General features: G+C 45.5%; 22 protein-coding genes and 1 riboswitch. Of the genes, 10 read left to right on the forward strand and 12 right to left on the reverse strand.

Annotation, left to right across the window (positions count from 1 at the left end; genetic code table 11):
• Positions 1-66: 66 nt before the first annotated feature.
• The gene (locus AZI87_RS00260) at positions 67-345 is read right to left on the reverse strand and encodes a helix-turn-helix domain-containing protein (RefSeq protein WP_063204459.1); all 279 of its coding nucleotides are present in this window, start codon (positions 343-345) and stop codon (positions 67-69) included.
• 151 nt (positions 346-496) lie between these two features.
• Here AZI87_RS00260 and AZI87_RS00265 point away from each other — a divergent pair, with 151 nt between their 5' ends.
• The 5 genes from AZI87_RS00265 to AZI87_RS00285 all read left to right on the forward strand — a co-directional run bounded on the left by AZI87_RS00265 (position 497) and on the right by AZI87_RS00285 (position 5311).
• On the forward strand, positions 497-1309 hold the full coding sequence (locus AZI87_RS00265) for an acyl-[acyl-carrier-protein] thioesterase (protein WP_063204460.1): 813 nt from the start codon (positions 497-499) through the stop codon (positions 1307-1309).
• Complete coding sequence (locus AZI87_RS00270) at positions 1306-1839, forward strand: DOMON-like domain-containing protein (protein ID WP_063204461.1); 534 nt, start codon at positions 1306-1308, stop codon at positions 1837-1839. Before AZI87_RS00265 ends, AZI87_RS00270 begins: the two co-directional genes overlap by 4 nt.
• Positions 1840-1931: 92 nt before the next feature.
• Positions 1932-3440 carry an MmgE/PrpD family protein gene (locus AZI87_RS00275; protein ID WP_063204462.1) on the forward strand — a complete coding sequence of 503 codons (1509 nt, stop codon included), beginning with the start codon at positions 1932-1934 and terminating at the stop codon, positions 3438-3440.
• A gap of 214 nt (positions 3441-3654) precedes the next feature.
• Positions 3655-4554, forward strand: coding sequence for a methylisocitrate lyase (gene prpB / locus AZI87_RS00280; protein WP_063204463.1), 900 nt, complete (start codon positions 3655-3657; stop codon positions 4552-4554).
• A 172-nt stretch (positions 4555-4726) separates the two neighbouring features.
• Positions 4727-5311: a TIGR00730 family Rossman fold protein gene (locus AZI87_RS00285; protein ID WP_063204464.1), complete on the forward strand. Its 585-nt coding sequence runs from the start codon at positions 4727-4729 to the stop codon at positions 5309-5311.
• 54 nt (positions 5312-5365) lie between these two features.
• Here the strand turns inward: AZI87_RS00285 and AZI87_RS00290 are convergent, their stop codons facing one another.
• Together AZI87_RS00290 and AZI87_RS00295 are read right to left on the reverse strand one after the other, a co-directional pair.
• Complete coding sequence (locus AZI87_RS00290; protein ID WP_063204465.1) at positions 5366-5914, reverse strand: hypothetical protein; 549 nt, start codon at positions 5912-5914, stop codon at positions 5366-5368.
• Positions 5915-6023: 109 nt separating this feature from the next.
• Positions 6024-6359 carry a DMT family transporter gene (locus tag AZI87_RS00295; protein WP_063204466.1) on the reverse strand — a complete coding sequence of 112 codons (336 nt, stop codon included), beginning with the start codon at positions 6357-6359 and terminating at the stop codon, positions 6024-6026.
• Positions 6360-6382: 23 nt separating this feature from the next.
• Positions 6383-6442: riboswitch (guanidine-III (ykkC-III) riboswitch) on the reverse strand.
• A gap of 118 nt (positions 6443-6560) precedes the next feature.
• Here AZI87_RS00295 and AZI87_RS00300 point away from each other — a divergent pair.
• Positions 6561-7580 carry a lipoate--protein ligase gene (locus AZI87_RS00300; RefSeq protein WP_063204467.1) on the forward strand — a complete coding sequence of 340 codons (1020 nt, stop codon included), beginning with the start codon at positions 6561-6563 and terminating at the stop codon, positions 7578-7580.
• A 1-nt stretch (position 7581) separates the two neighbouring features.
• Here the strand turns inward: AZI87_RS00300 and AZI87_RS00305 are convergent, their stop codons facing one another.
• The gene (locus tag AZI87_RS00305) at positions 7582-8076 is read right to left on the reverse strand and encodes a hypothetical protein (RefSeq protein WP_063204468.1); all 495 of its coding nucleotides are present in this window, start codon (positions 8074-8076) and stop codon (positions 7582-7584) included.
• A gap of 310 nt (positions 8077-8386) precedes the next feature.
• Between AZI87_RS00305 and AZI87_RS00310 the strand changes: the two genes are divergently transcribed.
• Positions 8387-8950, forward strand: a complete 564-nt coding sequence (locus AZI87_RS00310) for a hypothetical protein (RefSeq protein ID WP_063204469.1) — start codon at positions 8387-8389, stop codon at positions 8948-8950.
• Here AZI87_RS00310 and AZI87_RS00315 read toward each other — a convergent pair whose 3' ends face one another.
• From AZI87_RS00315 to AZI87_RS00330, 4 genes are all read right to left on the reverse strand, one after another.
• On the reverse strand, positions 8951-9727 hold the full coding sequence (locus tag AZI87_RS00315) for an SDR family oxidoreductase (RefSeq protein WP_063204470.1): 777 nt from the start codon (positions 9725-9727) through the stop codon (positions 8951-8953).
• Between the two features lie 21 nt (positions 9728-9748).
• Entirely contained in the window at positions 9749-10408 is a 660-nt protein-coding gene (locus AZI87_RS00320) for an alpha/beta hydrolase (RefSeq protein WP_063204471.1), read from the reverse strand.
• 1 nt (position 10409) lies between these two features.
• A complete protein-coding gene (gene ygiD / locus AZI87_RS00325; protein WP_081112081.1) occupies positions 10410-11333 on the reverse strand; it encodes a 4,5-DOPA dioxygenase extradiol in 924 nt (307 codons plus the stop codon).
• A gap of 96 nt (positions 11334-11429) precedes the next feature.
• A complete protein-coding gene (locus AZI87_RS00330) occupies positions 11430-11804 on the reverse strand; it encodes a DUF1304 domain-containing protein (protein WP_063204473.1) in 375 nt (124 codons plus the stop codon).
• A 204-nt stretch (positions 11805-12008) separates the two neighbouring features.
• Between AZI87_RS00330 and AZI87_RS00335 the strand changes: the two genes are divergently transcribed.
• On the forward strand, positions 12009-13175 hold the full coding sequence (locus AZI87_RS00335) for a bifunctional 2-methylcitrate synthase/citrate synthase (RefSeq protein WP_063204474.1): 1167 nt from the start codon (positions 12009-12011) through the stop codon (positions 13173-13175).
• Between the two features lie 54 nt (positions 13176-13229).
• Here the strand turns inward: AZI87_RS00335 and AZI87_RS00340 are convergent, their stop codons facing one another.
• A complete protein-coding gene (locus AZI87_RS00340; RefSeq protein WP_063204475.1) occupies positions 13230-13769 on the reverse strand; it encodes a hypothetical protein in 540 nt (179 codons plus the stop codon).
• Between the two features lie 111 nt (positions 13770-13880).
• On the opposite strand from AZI87_RS00340, the gene AZI87_RS00345 reads away from it, so the two are divergent.
• The gene (locus tag AZI87_RS00345) at positions 13881-14942 is read left to right on the forward strand and encodes an alkaline phosphatase D family protein (RefSeq protein WP_063204476.1); all 1062 of its coding nucleotides are present in this window, start codon (positions 13881-13883) and stop codon (positions 14940-14942) included.
• Here the strand turns inward: AZI87_RS00345 and AZI87_RS00350 are convergent, their stop codons facing one another.
• The 3 genes from AZI87_RS00350 to AZI87_RS00360 all read right to left on the reverse strand — a co-directional run bounded on the left by AZI87_RS00350 (position 14943) and on the right by AZI87_RS00360 (position 17353).
• Positions 14943-15527: an alpha/beta hydrolase gene (locus AZI87_RS00350; RefSeq protein ID WP_063204477.1), complete on the reverse strand. Its 585-nt coding sequence runs from the start codon at positions 15525-15527 to the stop codon at positions 14943-14945.
• Between the two features lie 332 nt (positions 15528-15859).
• Positions 15860-16234, reverse strand: a complete 375-nt coding sequence (locus tag AZI87_RS00355; protein WP_063204478.1) for a group III truncated hemoglobin — start codon at positions 16232-16234, stop codon at positions 15860-15862.
• A gap of 159 nt (positions 16235-16393) precedes the next feature.
• Positions 16394-17353, reverse strand: a complete 960-nt coding sequence (locus tag AZI87_RS00360) for a hydrogen peroxide-inducible genes activator (RefSeq protein WP_063204479.1) — start codon at positions 17351-17353, stop codon at positions 16394-16396.
• Between the two features lie 200 nt (positions 17354-17553).
• Here AZI87_RS00360 and ahpC point away from each other — a divergent pair, with 200 nt between their 5' ends.
• Positions 17554-18120 (forward strand): alkyl hydroperoxide reductase subunit C, encoded by a 567-nt coding sequence (gene ahpC / locus AZI87_RS00365; protein ID WP_063204480.1) that lies wholly within the window; start codon positions 17554-17556, stop codon positions 18118-18120.
• Positions 18121-18302 lie beyond the last annotated feature (182 nt).

Genomic DNA, 18302 nt, shown 5'->3' on the forward strand with positions numbered 1-18302 from the left:
TTTAAAAGAAAAGACCCCTACTACGGGGTCTTTTAATACTAACAAAACTTTAAAATAAAAGAATTCTTAGCGTGCTTTGCTGCCCGCGAATTTGCGGCGTAGATCTTGAGTAACTTCTTGAATAGTCGCATTCAAAGTCACTTCGAAAAGATCGTCAGCAGATACTTTGTAAAGCTCGCCCAATTTTTTTAGAGCGTTGATTGGTGGGTGAGAAACACCACGTTCCCAGTTAGAGATAAATTGAGGTGTAGAGTAGCCCAATTTATCAGCCACATCTCTTTGAGAAAGCCCTGCCGATACACGTTTTTGTTTTAGAAAGTCTGCAAGCATATTTTTTTGTCTCATGTGATTTCCACCTAGCGATAGGATTAGCTTAAACACAAAGGATATACTGTGACAAGTATATTTAGTCCGTAAACAAATACAGTATACATTGTTTGGAGTAAATTACTTGGTGTTTTTTTACAAAATCTTCCTTTGAGATCAAAGTAATTTCATGTTTTCATTTCCATCGACGAACAAGGATTTAGCCGTGACAGAAAAGACGCAACATAGCCTCTGGACAGAAAAATATCACATTACAAGTTTGCTAGTGAACCCTCTGGGGCGACTAGGACTGTATGGAGCCCTCAATTTGCTGCAAGAGACCGCATGGATGCACGCCGAAAACTTAGGCTTCGGCATGAAGGACATGGATAAAGAAGGGATGTTTTGGGTTTTAACCCGCCAATGTTTGCGGATGAAAAGGTGGCCTCACTTCGGCGAAAATATCCGCGTACAGACGTGGCTGCGCCCACCGGAAGGGGCCTTTGTTTCCCGTGAGTTCGCATTTATTAACGAACAGGACGAGGAAATTGGCCTGTGCACCACCAGTTGGCTGGCGTTGGATCGCCAGACGAAAAAAATCCTGCCCTCTCAAAATCTACGAGATTGGAACACTCTTACCCACGGGCGCGCCACGGGTCTGACCGCCGAAAAGATTCCCGTGTCTGGCGAATACCAGAAGCTGGCAAAATACCGCGTGCGTAATTCTGACTTGGATATCAATCAACACGTCAATAACACCAAGTATGCCCAATGGATTTTAGATGCGATCCCCTATGACTTGCACAAAACTCTTTTACTGAAATCCTATTCCGTCAATTTCCTGGCAGAAACGCATTTAGGTGACGAGGTTCAGGTCGACATGAGCTGCAGCTCCCCGACGGTGGAAACGGCGTCGCAAGGTAGCACTGCGTATCGCGGTGTCCGCGTCGGCGATGGGAAAATCCTGTTTACCGCCCTTTTAGATTGGGAGAAACGCGCGTGAAAAAACTGATTCCTTTTACCAACACGGCGCAGACAAACCTTTTTAAGGTCGCAGCCGAAATTGAAGCCATCAGCCATGACACTCACCTTCTAAACTTTGAGATTCAGGGACCGGTTGAAAGAATTCTTTGGCCAGCCCCCGCCGTCATTGAATCGCGACAAGATGAGTTGTGGAAGACCACGTGCCTTGAAGCCTTTCTTTCTTCAGGCAACGCGGCAACCGACAGCTACTTAGAGATCAACTGTTCCCCCAATGGCAACTGGAATGCTTATAAGTTTAGCAGCTATCGCCAAGGCATGGTGCCAGCAGCGGATGTATCGGTACGCCTTCAAGAGCGTACTGGAGAGACTCAGCGCGTACGATTTCAAATCGAAATTAAGGGATTTAACGCTTCCGAGGCGGTCTTTCACGGCCTGACCGCAGTGATTGAGTTTACGAACGGAGAAAAAAGCTACTGGTCGCTCAAGCATGCTGACGCAAACCCGAATTTCCACGACAAAGAAGGTTGGGAAAGCGCCACGACGCGCTGAATGAATCCTCTGTCCCCAGTCTGATTCTTGACCCTTTCTGACGGCCAAGTTAGCTTGAACCGTTTTGATTTTCTAATCCAGAAAGGGACTTTATGAAAAAACATTCCGTACGTGTTTATCCGTCTAAAGAAAAGTTAGATCGCAAAGATCAACTTGCTTGGAAAATTGCAGAAATCGCTTCTGACAATGCTCCCATCAAAGCTGACGTTGTAGACATGGTTATCAACCGTATCATCGACAATGCCTCTGTAGCTATTGCTGCTGCGAACCGCCGCCCTGTTGCATCTGCACGTGCGATGGCGATTGCGCATCCTCGCAATGGTGGTGCGACTGTATTCGGTATGCCGAATGATCAAAAATTTGACTGTGAATGGGCGGCATGGGCGAACGGCACGGCGGTTCGTGAGTTGGATTTCCATGACACTTATTTGGCGGCTGACTACTCTCACCCCGGTGACAACATTCCGGCTATTTTGGCGGTAGCTCAACAAATGGGTAAAAACGGTAAAGAGCTTTTGAAAGGTATCGTGACTGGTTATGAAGTTCACGTTGATCTAGTAAAAGCAATCTGCCTTCACAAACACAAAAAAGACCATATTGCTCACTTGTGCCCGGCTCAAGCTGCAGGTATCGGTACTTTGTTGTCTCTTCCAACAGAAACTATTTTCCAAGCGGTTCAACAAGCGGTTCACGTGTCTTTCACGACTCGTCAATCTCGTAAAGGTGAAATCTCTTCTTGGAAAGCTTACGCTCCAGCACATGCGGGTAAATTGGCTGTTGAAGCCGTAGACCGTGTAATGCGTGGCGAAGGCGCTCCGTCTCCAATCTATGAAGGTGAAGACTCTGTGATCGCTTACATGCTTGATGGTAAAGATGGAAAATACGAAGTTCCACTTCCAGAACCAGGCGAAGAAAAACGCGCGATCCTTGAGACGTACACAAAAGAACACTCTGCGGAATACCAATCTCAAGCATTGATCGACTTGGCTCGCAAAATGAAACCAATGATCAAAAACTTCGACGACATCCAGTCCATCGTGATCCACACGTCGCACCACACGCACTACGTGATCGGTACGGGCGCGAACGATCCACAAAAAATGGATCCAAATGCATCTCGCGAAACTCTTGATCACTCGATCATGTACATCTTCGCTGTGGCTCTTCAAGACGGTACTTGGCACCACGTTAATTCGTACGCTCCAGAGCGCGCGAAACGTGCTGACACTGTGGCTTTGTGGCACAAAATTTCTACTGTCGAAGACAAACAATGGACTGCTTGGTACCACGAGACAGATCCAGATAAAAAACGCTTCGGTGGCCGCGTAGAAATCACAATGAAAGATGGTTCTAAAGTTGTTGATGAATTGGGTGTGGCTGATGCGCATCCGGCGGGTGCTCGTCCATTCAAACGCGCGGACTACATCCGTAAGTTTGACACTTTGACTGAAGGAATCATCACTAAAGCTGAGAGAGATCGCTTCATCGGTCTTTGTGAGCGTCTTGAGTCTTTGACTGCTGACGAAGTTCAACAGTTGAATGTTCAGATTCCTATCGACAAATTGGTTAACAATAAACGTGATAATAAAGGGATCTTCTAAACGAAGACCGCCTACGGTGAGGAGGAGCCAAGTCTTAANNTTAAGACTTGGCTCCTCCTCCCCGCAGGCTCATTGTTTAGATGATGCTCTTTATCTTGTCTTTGAAAGCACATTCGTGTTTGGAAATGTTAGAATCACCAGTGAATTTTCAAAGGCAAAGCTTTACTGTTCACAATAACTAGTAGCTTTGATCTTATTTATCTTTGGAGGAACGATGTTATTTCCTGAAATTACTCCCGCTCAAAAACGTAAGAATTTTCGTGAGGCTTTGAAATCGGGGAAACTTTTGCAGTTTCCGGGGTCTTGGTCGCCGCTTGTGAGTATGGCTATTGAAAAAGAAGGCTTTGATGGGGTTTATATCTCGGGGTCGGTTCTTTCTAATGATCTTGGGTATCCTGACATTGGTTTGACTTCTTTGACTGAGGTGGCTCAACGTGGGCGTCAGATTGCTCGTACGACGAAGCTTCCAACTATTATTGATATTGATACGGGCTTTGGTGAACCGATGAGTGCGACTCGCACGGTGCAAGAGATGATTGAGATGGGACTTGCGGGTTGCCATATTGAAGATCAGATCAATCCGAAGCGTTGTGGTCACTTGGATGGCAAGGGTCTTGTGACTCGTGATGAAGCGACTCGCAAGGTGGCGGCGGCCGCTCGTGGTAAGAAATTGGATGAAAACTTCCTTTTGATTGCTCGTACGGATGCTCGTGCCGTGGAAGGCTTAGATAAAGCTATTGATCGTGCGAAGGCTTACATCGATGCCGGTGCTGACTGTATTTTCACTGAGGCTTTAGAGACTGAAAAAGAATTTGAAACTTTCCGTAAGGCGGTTTCTGTTCCTCTTCTTGCGAACATGACAGAATTTGGTAAAGGTCGTTTGTACACTTACCAAGAGCTTTCAAATCTTGGTTACAACATCGTGATTTATCCTGTAACGACGTTCCGTCTGGCAATGGGTGCCACAGTAGCCGGTCTTTCTGAAATCAAAGCTAAAGGAACTCAAGAAGGTCTTTTGGACAAAATGCAAACTCGCAAAGACTTGTATGCGCTTTCTCGTTACGACGAATACAATTCTTTTGACACAAGCATCTTTAATTTCACGTTGAAATAGGTACCTGCTTCCGATTGTTCATAAAAGAACAGGGTTTGAGGGGAAAAAGGCGTTGTCCTTTTTCCCTTTTTTTATTTTTTACTGCTGGAAAAAAGCAGCGCACTGTTAAGTAACGGAGTCGTGCATTTCTCGTTCACATCCAATACACTCTCTTTACCAACAGGAGCTCTTTATGAAAAAAATCTGTGTGTTCTGCGGTTCTAGTTCGGGGGTTCGTCCTGAATATTTAGAAATGGCTCGTGAGTTAGGGAAGACGTTTGCGATGAACGGCATCACTTTGGTTTATGGCGGCGCTAAGATCGGATTGATGGGCGCCATGGCGGACTCTTGCCTGGCTCATGGTGGTAAGGTTATTGGCGTGATTCCTCAAGTGATTATGCAAAAAGAAGTGGCGCATACGGGACTCACCGATTTGCAGGTTGTGGACTCTATGCATACTCGCAAGGCGCGCATGGCGGAACTGGCTGATGCCTTTATCGCATTGCCGGGTGGCTTTGGAACTTTTGAAGAGCTGTGCGAGATTGTCACTTGGGCGCAATTGGGTCTTCATCAAAAGCCGATTGGAGTTTTGGACGTCCATGAATTCTATAAACCTTTAAAGGAACTTATAGAGTCCGGAATGCGTGAAGGATTTATTCGCGATGAGTACAAAGGCCTGGTCGTGTTTGCGAACTCCCCCGACGACATTTTGAATAAGTTTGCGAGCTACACACCCGTCCCGACGCCTCAATGGATTAAGTCGACGGCACAAACTTAAAATAAAAAAGCCAGTGGATCACACTGGCTTTTTTATTTATGGAACCTCAAAGCATTAGCAGCCTGAACCTTCCATGTCGATTTGATGAATCTTTCCATTTTCAGTGTCGATGATTAACAAAGATGAGAAAGTCACTCCACACTGGACGGCGCCGATAGGAGCCACACCATATTTAACTGATCTGATCGAACGAAGAATGAACTCGGCACGATTTACTTTCAAAGTGTCGTCAGCGAATTTGATTTTGTCTTCCTGAGTTTGTTCACTCTCTTCCAGTCTGAATTCCAATTGACCTCGGATATAGCCAAAGCCTCCTGCTAAAGTCTCAGGACCCCAAGTCATGCCATCTGTTTCCCACGCAGAACCGTCTTCCGCCCAACGCTGTTCAAATTCCTCTACGGACTCGAAGTAATCCGTTTGCATTGCCAGCTCGCGAATCATGACTTTTGGATCTTTGTTCGGAGCTACCGTGTGTGTTTGCGAACCTTCAGCAACTTCAGCAAGTAAAGTCACCGCATAGTTGATACGCTCCTCAAGGCTTTTAGATTTCGCGTTAGCAGTGAAAGAAAAAACAAGTGAGGCAATAAGAATTAAATTTTTCATCGGGCCATCCTTTAAAAAAGTGATTGGAATGGCCCGGATATATGCCGAATCCAGATGAAAACAAAATCAATGCTTCACCTGAATATATTCATGAATTGAATAGTAAATATTACTCAGCCCCAGAGGTCATTTTTAGACCAATGATGGACACAAGCAAAAGAGCTAAGAAAAAGATCCTTGCTGGCGTCACAGCTTCTTTAAATAAGACGATACCCAATATAGCCGCTCCTAGGGCGCCGATTCCGACCCACACTCCATAAGCGGTTCCGATAGGAAGGACGTTTGCGGCTTTGGCTAAAAGGAACATACTCCCCGCCAAAGTCAGCAGTGTGAAAACACTGGGGCCTAATTTCGTAAAACCGGCTGTGTATTTAAGTCCGATCGACCAGCCTACTTCAAGAAGGCCTGCAACCAATAAAAGAATCCATGCTGTTGTGTTAGACATACCAACACTCCTTTCGTTAGAAAAAAGCGTCGTCTTGTCTTGACCGGGTACGTCGCACATCGTCCGGGTAAAGGCTCAAATGAAAATGAACCGAAATACAGCCTTATTTAAATCGTTCTCAGTGAAAATGTCAACTTTCCAGGCCCGACTTGAGACCTTGCTCTCTTGACGACAAAGGGCGCAAGGAATAGGTTACGCCCTATGCAAAAACTCAAAGTTTTCCTGTCTGACAGTTTGAATCCTCATCTTAATCTTGCGACGGAAGAGTGGATCTTTCACAACCTAGATCCTTCTCAACAAATTCTGTTTTTGTGGCGCAACGAAGAGACTGTGGTCATCGGCCGCAACCAGAACCCTTGGACTGAGTGCAATCTTGCGCAAATGAAATCAGACAATGTTCACTTAGCACGCAGAACAACCGGCGGTGGCGCTGTCTTTCACGATTTAGGAAATACCAACTTCACATTCCTATCTCCAAAAGAATCTTATAAGCGTGAAAACAATGTGCAGATCATTTTTGATGCTTTGAAAACTTTCGGCATTCAGGGTGAAGCTTCCGGCCGGAATGATTTGCTGATCCCCTTCCATGATGGACCTCGCAAGTTCAGCGGCAGCGCATATCGTGAAAAGAAAGATCGTGCCTTCCATCACGGAACTCTTCTTTTGCACACCGATCTGACTCGCCTTGGAAATTATCTAACTCCAAATCCAAAAAAATTACAGGCGAAGGGGAAAGAATCTGTTCGCGCACGTGTGGCAAATTTGAATGAAGTGGCATCAGAAATCCGCCACGAACAGATTGTTGAAACCATGGTGGCTTCTTTTGAAAAATTCTATGGCGCCAAGGCCGAGATCGAGTCTTTGACGATGGCAAGCTTAAAAGAAATGCCAGAGCTTAAGACTCAGTACGACTCATTAAGTTCTTGGGATTGGTTGTATGGAAATACTTTAGAGTTCAGTCACAAGATGGATGAGTATTTGTCTTTGGGCTTTTTTGATTTCCACTTCAAGGTGGAAGACGGTGTGATCAAGGAACTTCGTATTTTCACGGATTGTTTGTACCCGCAATTGATCGAAGACCTCACGAATGAACTTCGTGGGTCCCCTTACCGCGGCGACGTGATCAAACACGCGCTTGGAAAAATCCAAAGCAAGTACCCGGATCTTTCCGCGGGACTGACAGAGCTTGAACAATGGCTCTGCCGCCAAATCGAAATTTAAATTATCTTACGCGTTTCAAGTTGCGGCATTCGTATTGTTTATAAGTGCGAGTGCCATCAGCTTGGAATACGTGATCGAAATAAAGATTCGCAGCTAAAACGCGACCAGTACCATCGCTGGCAATCTTCACTTCCGCTGAAGAAACTTTGTCTAAGTTAAAGCTATAAGCATGAAAGCCATCTTTATATAGATAAGGTCCTTTCACAGAGGTCTTGTATTGCGCTTTACGAGCATCGCCTTTATTTACGGCTTCAGGAGCTTCTACTTCGATGCTTTTCACTTCGCCTTGGCCGTTAATGTTTAAAGCCACAGCGCAAGCTCTTTCAGAAATCGCAAGCTTCTTACAGCCCAGATCTTTCGCAAAAAAACCACTGCCCGTATCCGCACACTGTTTGCGAGCTGCCAAAGTGCCGTGGAATACCAATGATTCCCCTGCTTGAGCTCCGATGGAGAACATCATTACGATCGCTTGTACCAGAAACGCTCTTTTCGTCATAAGAAAACCTCCGTTAATATTCGTGAGGCTTAGGAGCAACATGTGTTCCAATATGAGATCAAAGACAACGAATCCTCGCCTTTATTCGAGTGCTCATGCCTTTACCAGGTGACGAATTTGGGCGCCTCTTCAAGATCTCCAGGATTGTCCAGTATGTCCCGTGACTGGGATTGTCTGCCATTCAAAGAATAGACAGGCGCTCTTGTCTGCGAAGGAAATAAACAGGTTATAACCTAGGCATAATCGTCGCTAGAAAGATTCCTGACTTTAGAAACCAGTTTTGCAACGTTATAGAAAAAAGGGAGAACCCATGTTCGCTAAGAAATCTATTTCAATCACAGCAGCAGCACTTCTGTTAAGCTTGGGCAGCCAGGCAATGGCCGCCTCCATGGAGTGCTCTATCAGTTTGACAACAGCGACTGCCGGAGGACTGATGCCGATGGAGCGAGCCATCACTTTAAAAGCGAGCGAGGTCCGTCCCGAAGCCAAGATGGAACTGAGTGAGTGTACGGACTCTGATATTTTAGGAATGACGGTCACGCTTTGTGCGATTGAAGACGGTGATGCTTTGGGTGTGTTTCACGCCGAATTGTTTATCAATCGCGACGGCGGTGAAGAGCTTGAGTTCACTTCGGCGAAAGATATCTTTGCCTACTCTAAAAAACGTGCCGGTGCCTTAGTGTCGCTATTTTCGGAAGGAACTTTGACTCCGCAATTCATGAAGAAGATGGATGATGCGAATCTGACTTATCCAGAGTACAAAGGTGGCGATTCATTGGCGATTGATGACGCCGTCTCTGCAGCCTTCAAAAAAGGTGTTCTGAACAAAAACGATATCGTTTCTTTGAGCATTGAAAGCTGCCGACTTAAATAACTATAAAGAAGGAGTTCTGCCGCCGTCGACGGGTAAGTTGATACCTGTAATATAAGAGGCGGCGGGACTTGCTAAAAACGCGATGGCTTCAGCCATCTCTTGGGGCTCTCCGATTCTTCCCATCGGCACTGACTTTTTCCAATTTTCTTCGATCTGATCCAATGTGGTTTGCGATGATTTGGCTGACGAATCCATTAAAGACGTCAAACGATCCGTCAGAATATAACCTGGTAAAACATTGTTCACCGTGATTCCAAATGGTGCGAGTTCACCGGCTAAAGTTTTTGACCAACTGGCCATCGCTCCCCTCACCGTATTAGAAACTCCCAAATTCGGCAGAGGATTTTTCACTGACGTCGAAATCACATTGAGGATGCGTCCATAGCGAGATTGCTTCATAGAAGGAAGAAGTGTTTGCACCAGCAGATGTGCGGCATGCAAGTGCGACTTAAACGGAGCTTCGAACTCTTCAATACTAGCGGCATGAAGAGGACCGCCTTTAGGTCCTCCTGAATTGTTAATTAGAATTTGTATGGATTCTTTTTGAAGCGAGGGTAAAAGCTTCTTCAAACTTTCCGTTTCCCCAAGATCAACCGTGAAATACTTATGACCACTTCCCGAAAGTTCGTTCATTAAAGTTTTAAGTTTTTCCTCTGTGCGGGCTAGAGCAATCACTTTGGCTCCGCGCTCAGCGAATAACAGAGCCGTCGCTTTCCCAATACCACCTGAGGCTCCGCAGACAAGAGCTGTTTTTCCTTCAAGACTCCACGAATTCATTTTTCCCTCGCGAAATTTGGGTTAGAAGTTCGACTTAAGCCATTCGCTTATATCGTCTCTCATTTCTGGAGAGATTTCATGACCCGCATTGTAAGTCTTAAAGTTAAACGCAAATCCGGCTTTTTTCAAAGTTTCTGCGGTGGCTTCGGCGTGAAACAAAGGCAGTTTGTTATCGTGCAGACCATGCATTAGTAAAACTCGAGGCGTGGACGTCACCGTGCCATCAGGCACCACTCCTTGAGAGACTTCTTGCAAAGTGCGCCCGCCTATCGCAACCATGCCGCGAATAAGTTCAGGTTCGGTAAATCCTAAAGAAAGACTCATGATCGTGCCTTGACTGAAACCCAAAAGAACAATTTTACGGGAATCAACTTCAGGATGCGATTTTAACTGATGAATAAAATCTTTTAAAAGAAGGCGGGAGCTTTCCGCCTCTTCGCGATTGTGCAGAGGTCCCTCCGCCGTGAAGCGAACTTGGAACCAGGCAAAGCTCTCAGGCCCCATCACTAAAGGCGCGCGCAAACTAAGGACGGCGAATCTTGGATCCAGCGAAGAAGCCAACTCCGCAAGATCCTTTTCGTTGGAACCGACACCATGAAGAGCGATGATCACAGGCGACTTACCCTGGCTTTTTTCTTTTGCCGGAATGTAAATCGCCTGCAGCTTGCTATCTGTTTTCATATCATCCTTTTTTACCCAAGCTAAACCCACGCATAGAAATAGAACCCATGTCATAACCTTCAAACTGGAACGCCAGTTCATCTTTCTCATCTGCGGCTCCTAAAACATACAGCATTGGTAAATAGTGATCGGGCGTAGGAACGCTTAAGCGTCCTGCTGTGGATTTCATAAATTCTTCAGTAAGTGCTTTAAAGTCGCGATCGACCAGTTTTTCTTTGGCCCATTCGTCAAATTCGATCGCCCAATCTTCACCTTGCAATGGCTTATCCCAGTTCGCTCGGCGTAGGTTGTGAACGATGTTGCCGCTTCCCACGATCAAGACGCCTTGCTCTCTTAATTTTTTAAGAGTGCGGCCTAACTCAAAGTGAAATGCGGGAGGTTCGGACATATCGATACTCAATTGTAGAACCGGGATATCGGCCTGCGGATACATCTTACGAAGCACCGCCCAGGTTCCATGATCCAATCCCCACGAGCTGTCGTCGCCATGAATTTGCGGTTTATTAGACAGGCTTTGAATTTGTTTTGCCAACTCAGGATCACCGGGCGCGGGATATTGCACGTTGAATAACTCCTGCGGAAATCCATAGAAGTCATGTATAGTGCGCGGCTTTTCCATACGAGTCACCCATGTGCCTGCACTCAACCAGTGAGCGGAAATCACTAAGATGGCTTTCGGTGTCGCGATTTCATTTCCTAAATTAGCTAAACTTTGCGTGAACGGATTGTCTTGGATCGCGTTCATAGGATTGCCGTGCCCCACAAAAAGCACGGGCATCTTCGCACCGTCTTGTTTTGAAGTCAGATTTAAAAGAGTTTTTAATTGATCAGGCATATGCAATCTCCATAGGCCCCAAGCCGTCAGCGCACTGCCTGCGCCAATCAGCAAAGACCTTCGACTTAAGGAACGTGTTCCCTTGCTCATGCCTCCATTATTATGGAAAAAGCACTGTTCCAAAAGACGTCAAATTTGCATAACACTGTTCTATTTTTGTATATTTACCCTCTAGGCCGGGCTTATTTAGCTTTTCAGATAGGGCACTAAGGCAATTGCTGCCGGCACAAATTGAATCACAGCACCTCTCCACATCTTACGTGGATTTGACAAGAGCAGGACTAAGCCCGCACCACAAATTGAAAGAAGGGCGTAAATAATAAGCGTCGTTCCCATGGAATAGGTCATCTCTCCCGTTCTAAAATGCAGGCCCGCAAAAATCGCGATCGCCAGGAAGAGATTGTAAAAGCCCTGATTGAACGCAAGCGGTTTTGTCGCGGCGACATCTTGAGGCTTTACGCCGAAGATGCGATTGATGCGCGGGCGTCCCCAAAGAAGACTTTCTAAAATGAAGAAGTAAACATGCAAGAATGCCGGAAGAAGAGCGAACGATATTTCCATACATTCAGTCTTTAGATCATGAGCTTTAAGGTCAAGGGGTCTTCATGCGGGCCCTCTCCCCTCGCCGCGGCTGGCAAAGGGAGGGTTCATTGTTTCGGAGAGGTTGACCCACGCAGAACCCCGAGCTAGCTTGAGCCATTACTTTAACGACACATTGTGCGCCGCATTTTAAAGCAAATGCCGACGCCTTCTTGCGGAGGAAAAATGGCTGAATATATCAATCCAGATTACGTTCCAGAACCGGATAAAATGAACGTGAAAAAGGGCCTTGAGGGCGTGGTTATGGATACTTCAAAAGTATCTAAAGTAAACCCTCACACAAACTCTTTGATCTACCGTGGTTACCCAGTTCAAGACTTGGCTGAAAACTGCTCTTTTGAAGAGGTGGCTTACCTTCTTTACAACAACGAGTTGCCAACAGCTTCTCAACTTGCAGACTTCACGAAAAAAGAGCGCGGCTACCGTGAGATCTCTACAACTTTGTTGAACGTGATCAAAGCTCTTCCACAAAAATGTCACCCGATGGATTCAATCCGCACAGCGGTTTCTTTCTTGGGAACTGAAGACGCTCGTATTTGGGATGCGACTCCAGCGACAAATATGGATAAAGCAATCCAGTTGTTGGCAAAAATCCCAACAATGGTTGCTGCTGACTACCGCTTCAAAAAAGGTTTGGATTTCATTCCTCCTAAAGCGGATCTTTCTATCTCTGAAAACTTCTTCCACATGTGCTTTGGTAAAGTGCCTCAAAAAGAAGTTGTAAAGGCTTTCGACGTTTCTTTGATCCTTTACGCTGAACACAGCTTCAACGCTTCGACTTTCACAGCACGTGTTGTGACTTCAACTCAATCTGATATTTATTCTGCAACTGTTGCGGGTATCGGTGCGTTGAAAGGTCCTTTGCACGGTGGTGCAAACGAAATGGTTATGCACATGATGAAAGAGATCGCAGACCCTGCGAAAGCCGAACAATGGATGTTGGATGCTCTAGCTCAGAAGAAAAAAGTCATGGGCTTCGGTCACCGCGTTTACCGTTCTGGCGACTCTCGCGTTCCAACAATGAAAAAATACGCGCAAGTTATGGCAGACGTGACTGGCGAACAAAAATGGATGCAGATGTACACGTCGCTTGAAAAAGTGATGGTAGAGAAAAAGAAAATCTACCCTAACTTGGATTTCCCAGCGGGTCCTGCTTACTACATGATGGGCTTTGAGATCGACTTCTTTACGCCGATCTTCGTGATGGCTCGTACAACGGGCTGGTCTGCTCACATTATGGAGCAAGCTGCAGACAACCGTATCATCCGTCCTCTTTCTGAGTACGTGGGTCACGAACAACGCAAAGTTGTTCCTTTGTCTGAAAGAAAATAATTTAGAGAAATCTAAAATGAAAAAGGGAGCGGTATCGCTCCCTTTTTTTTGGCTCTAGTGAATTGAGAGCTGCTGGCGCTCGTGGCTGTAGGCCACTAAAATGCGCTCGATTTCTGGATCTTCCGTATTCAAGCTCTCTTTGGTCGTTGGTAACGCCATCAAGTAGTCGCTTTTACGAACCATGTTTTGAAAATCAAATTCTTTTAAATCCTTAAAACGGCCCATTTGACGACGAACTTTGAAAAGAGACGTCATGGATTTAAGATGCGCCAAAGTCCCCTCGGCGTATTGAGTCCTCATCGTTGTTAGATCAATGTTTTGACGCCATCTTTGAAGTGTTCCCATAGACGAAGCTTTTAAAATTTCACTGGATTGAGTATCTAGGACCTCGGCCCAACGCTTCGCCGTCTGCATATGCAATGAAATGTCGTGACGGCGCTTGGATAGTGGCTGAACAGCGACGCCATTTGTGGGCTGTCTCACTGTGGGACTGGTGCTTTTGGCTCCAACCAATGCGAGTTCAGAGGCCATGATGGCAAGTCCTACGAAACAAAGCGCGGCAGTTCTTAAAAATATAAGCATCTTCTTGTTCATACTTCTTAGGATATCCAAGAGTTGTGCCGTGTTCTAATTTGAGACGAAAGAATTTGACCGCACGAACGTCCTCGCATGAAATGAAGGCGCGTTTTTTATGAAAAGGACCGTATGAAAAAGATCTTACTGCTTTCGTTATTTCTTCTTGGCTGTGCTCAGACGGCGAAACATGATTCGGGTTCGTCAACTTCGGCAACGTATATTTCCTCTCTGCCGTCACAGGAAATCGTGTACGAAAAGCCGGTGCATAAAATCGCCTTTGGTTCTTGCGCCAATCAAGATCAGCCCGAACCTTTGTGGAAGGATGTTCTTCAAGCCAAGCCCGATCTTTTTCTGTTCATGGGTGATAACGTCTATGCTAGCCACCCGACTCAACAACCTATCGCCGAACAGTATCGCAAGATGGATCAAATTCCTGAATACATCGCTATCCGCAAAGAAGTTCCTTTTATGGCGACGTGGGACGATCATGATTTCGGCGAGCGCGATGGCGGATCTGACTTTAAAGGTAAAGACAATGCCCGTCGTGATTTCTTAAACTATTGGGGTTATGTTAAAAATAGCATTCCTTTAGAACAAAAGGGCATCTATCACGCGAAGATGATCGGACCTAAAAAGAAATCTGTGCAAGTGATCATGCTAGATACTCGTTATTTCCGCAGTCCTTTAAAAGAAAGCCCGGGGAATGAAGGCAAAGCGCAGGATTATATCCCGCAAGAGGAAGGAACGATCTTAGGGGAAGCTCAGTGGGAATGGCTTGAAGGACAATTGAAGCGCCCTGCAGACGTGCGCTTCATCGTTTCTAGTATTCAGTTGATCGCCAATGATCCGAAATACGAAAAATGGGGCAACTTCCCGAAAGAGCGTCAGCGCTTCTTTGATTTACTCAAGTCCACGCGGGCGAAGAATGTGATTTTATTAAGTGGCGATCGTCATATTGCTTCGATCTCTAAAATGGACCTAAAGAATTACGGTTCTCTCTATGAGATCACTTCAAGCTCAATCAATCGTGCAAATAAGTACGGCGACGCCGACTCTCACTACGTCGGACCGGTGTACAGCAAGGAAAACTTTGGTTTGGCTGACATCGATTGGAAAAAGAAGCTCGTCACCGTCGATATTCGCGGCTTCAATAACGAAGTTGTTAACTCCGTGAAAATCAAACTTCGTTAATTATTTGTCCGCGCGACTCCAATCCACTAACGGTGGATTGGGGTTTTCGGCGAACTTGCCGTTAAACAGAGTTCTTGCCCACATCACGGTTTCATCGATCGCTGAATCCAAGTGAGTTTCATCCACGACGACTGTCGGAATGTCCAAATCTTGCGCTTTGTTCTGAGCATCATCGTAAGGCCCTTGAATCATCACTAAGCCTTTACAGACATTGGATTCGCGACAGACTTGCGCCATGTATTCAGCCCCGACGCTGACCCCGACGCCGATGATTTTTTCTGGATTGATCGTGCCATGAGTTTGCATAAATCTTAAAGCCGCATGAATGTCTTCGGTGCGCTTGGATGGGGACTCCCAGGATTGCGCGGCACCTTCGTCTTCAGAGTAGTAGCTATGATCCATCACCAGGCAGGCGAAACCTTCTTCGCTCACTTCGCGTGCGATATAATGCGTGATTTGGTTCGTGGCTCCTGTCATTGAACCTTCAAATAACAATCCCACTAAATGCTCGGATGAATTTTTTGGTAGATAAAGACAGCCTTCCAACAAACGTCCTTGCGAAGCATAGGTGATGGTGAGTTTCATAGCGGACCTCCCCCGTTTCTATAAGGATAGAAAATCCTGTCCTTATTCGGAAATGAGGGTTTGTTTGGTTGAGGAAAAACAAAGGTTGTTGTGTTGCAAGACAATCGGGTCGCGTACAACAGGGACGATTTCACTGCCACGGTGGCAGTAAGCGATTGCGTCAAGAACAACTTTCAGATCAATCCGGAAGAATTACTTTAAGACATTTATTTTTGGGTCATTTTTTGGGCACTGATAACTAATAACTAAATTCTTAATGGCTTACGAAGTAACTTAAAAAATTCAGTGAATTAAATTCGATCAATCAACTCGACACCAACTCAATTAAATTTCTAGTTGTCCATCAAACTCAGATTAATCATAAAATTTCGCGCAATCCGCAATGCCCGCGACTTCGCCTCTGACGCTTTCAAGCCCACGAAGTTTTCATCCACAGTTTGCGTGAATAGGCGCAGCCATTGTTCAAAGTGTCCCTGTTGCAAATTCAACTTCATATGTGGAGGAAAAGGTCTGCCGCGATAGGTGTCTTCTCCCAATAACAAGTCCGCCCAGAAGTTGTAAAGCTTCGGCAGATGTTCTTCCCAATCTACTTTTGCTACGTCGGTGAATATCGGGCCGATATAAGGGTCTTGACGCACCTTTGAGTAAAACTCGTCGACTAACAACTTGATGTCTTCACGGTTCTCGATGGGTTTTCTTGTTTTCATAATATCTTTCTTTTGCTTTCGTGAAATTACTTCTCCACGAACTCTTCAAGTGCTTTGTCGCCAGCTCATTTCAACGACCTCAGCTACATTGTCGCGAACTTTATCACTATAAAAATATTCCAACCCCTCAACCGCCTCCGAGAAGAAGAATCTGGTACCTTAAGCGATGGGAAGGACGTCGAGATCTTTTTGGCGGATCTTGCGCAACTCTTCCGGAATACTTTTTAGAATTGCTTCGCCTAAAGCTTCAATCAATTCATTTTTGTAGTGCTCGCGGCGATACACCAAGCCGATTTCGCGGGCTGGGATCGGTCGTTCAAATTGCACTAAGTGACTTCGATCGCCAATGTGTTCGGCGGCTAGGTACGGAAGCAAAGTGTAGCCTCCATACAGATCGACGAGGTTCTTCAGCGTTTCTAAACTTCCGCTTTCGAATTTATAACGTCGACCCCCGCCTTTATTTTTTCTGACTGAACATAGATCCAATACTTGATTGCGCAAGCAATGACCCTCTTCGAGTAACCAAATATCTTCCATGCTGAGACTTTGATATTTGATCTTTTTCATCTGCGCATACTCGTGATTCTTTTCGCACAAGACAGAAAAAGGCTCATAGTACAAAGGGTACTCAAACATCTTTGCCATCTTCGTCGGTGTTGCCAAAATTCCCACATCAATTTCATCAGCATTCAAGGCTTCTAAAATCTGATCGGTTTGCAGTTCTTTGATGTTCAGCTCTACCTCGGGAAAAAGCTCTTCGCAAACCGGCAGCAGGCGCGGCAATAAATATGGAGCCACGGTGGGTATGACACCGACCACCAAACTTCCCTGCTTCGCCCCTTTTTTTTCGTGCTGAATCAGACTTTCGATTTTACGCGCCTCAAACAGGACTGTTTGCATTTGAGATATTAGCTTTTTTCCCATCTGTGTCAGAAGAACTGGTTTCTTCGAGCGATCGAAGATAACGACGCCCAAATCCTCTTCTAATTTCTGGATCTGCATACTCAACGTTGGTTGAGTCACAAAACAAGCCTCTGCCGCCTTCGCAAAATGCCCGTATTTATGCACGGCCATGACGTATTCGAGCTGCGTCAAAGAAAAGTTCGTTTTTGGCGTCATAAACTGCTCCTTTATGAGGCAATTCTATCAAGATAGAGAAAATCTATCAATGGATATTTATAATCGATTTCACCAAAAGGGGTTGATCCTCTATTCTGATCGACGAAAGATGTTCACTAACAGAAAGCTGCTAGTGGACCTCATAATTTTTTAGGCTCACGAGCCAATATAAAACAACCATTTTATTCGAAGGAGAATAAATGCTTACTCTAATCAACACGCAAGTGCCTGAATTCAAAGTTCAAGCTTATCATCACAATGATTTCAAAACTGTGACTCACAACGACCTTAAAGGTAAATGGTCTATCTTCTTCTTCTATCCAGCAGACTTCACATTCGTGTGCCCAACTGAATTGGGTGACATGGCTGATAAATATGCTGATTTCCAAAAATTGGGCGTAGAAGTTTACGGTGTTTCTACAGACACTCACTTCACACACAAAGCATGGCATGATGCTTCTGACACAATCAAAAAAATCAAATACCCAATGTTGGCAGACCCGACATTCCAATTGACTCGCGCTTTTGGTGTACACATTGAAGAAGAAGGTCTTGCTTACCGCGGTACTTTCCTTGTGAACCCTGCTGGTAAAATCGTACTAGCTGAAGTTCAAGACAACGGTATCGGCCGTAATGCTGATGAGTTGTTCCGTAAAGTACAAGCAGCTCAATACATCGCTGCAAACCCAGGCGAAGTATGCCCAGCTAAATGGACTCCAGGTAAATCTACTTTGAAACCAGGTCTAGACCTAGTTGGTAAAATCTAATTTAGGTTTTCGTTTTCTTCCCCGCTGGCAACGGCGGGGACACTTTTCCACCGGAACTTCTTGCACGGAAAAGTGTTTTTATAAGTGCCAAATTCAAGGCGCAAGAAGGAAGCTGTACGCCCGTACAGCGACGACGCGGCAACGAAGAAGTTGGCATTTATAAAAACACTTTTGGAGGTTTG

The organism is Bdellovibrio bacteriovorus, assembly GCF_001592745.1.
GTDB lineage: Bacteria > Bdellovibrionota > Bdellovibrionia > Bdellovibrionales > Bdellovibrionaceae > Bdellovibrio > Bdellovibrio bacteriovorus_B.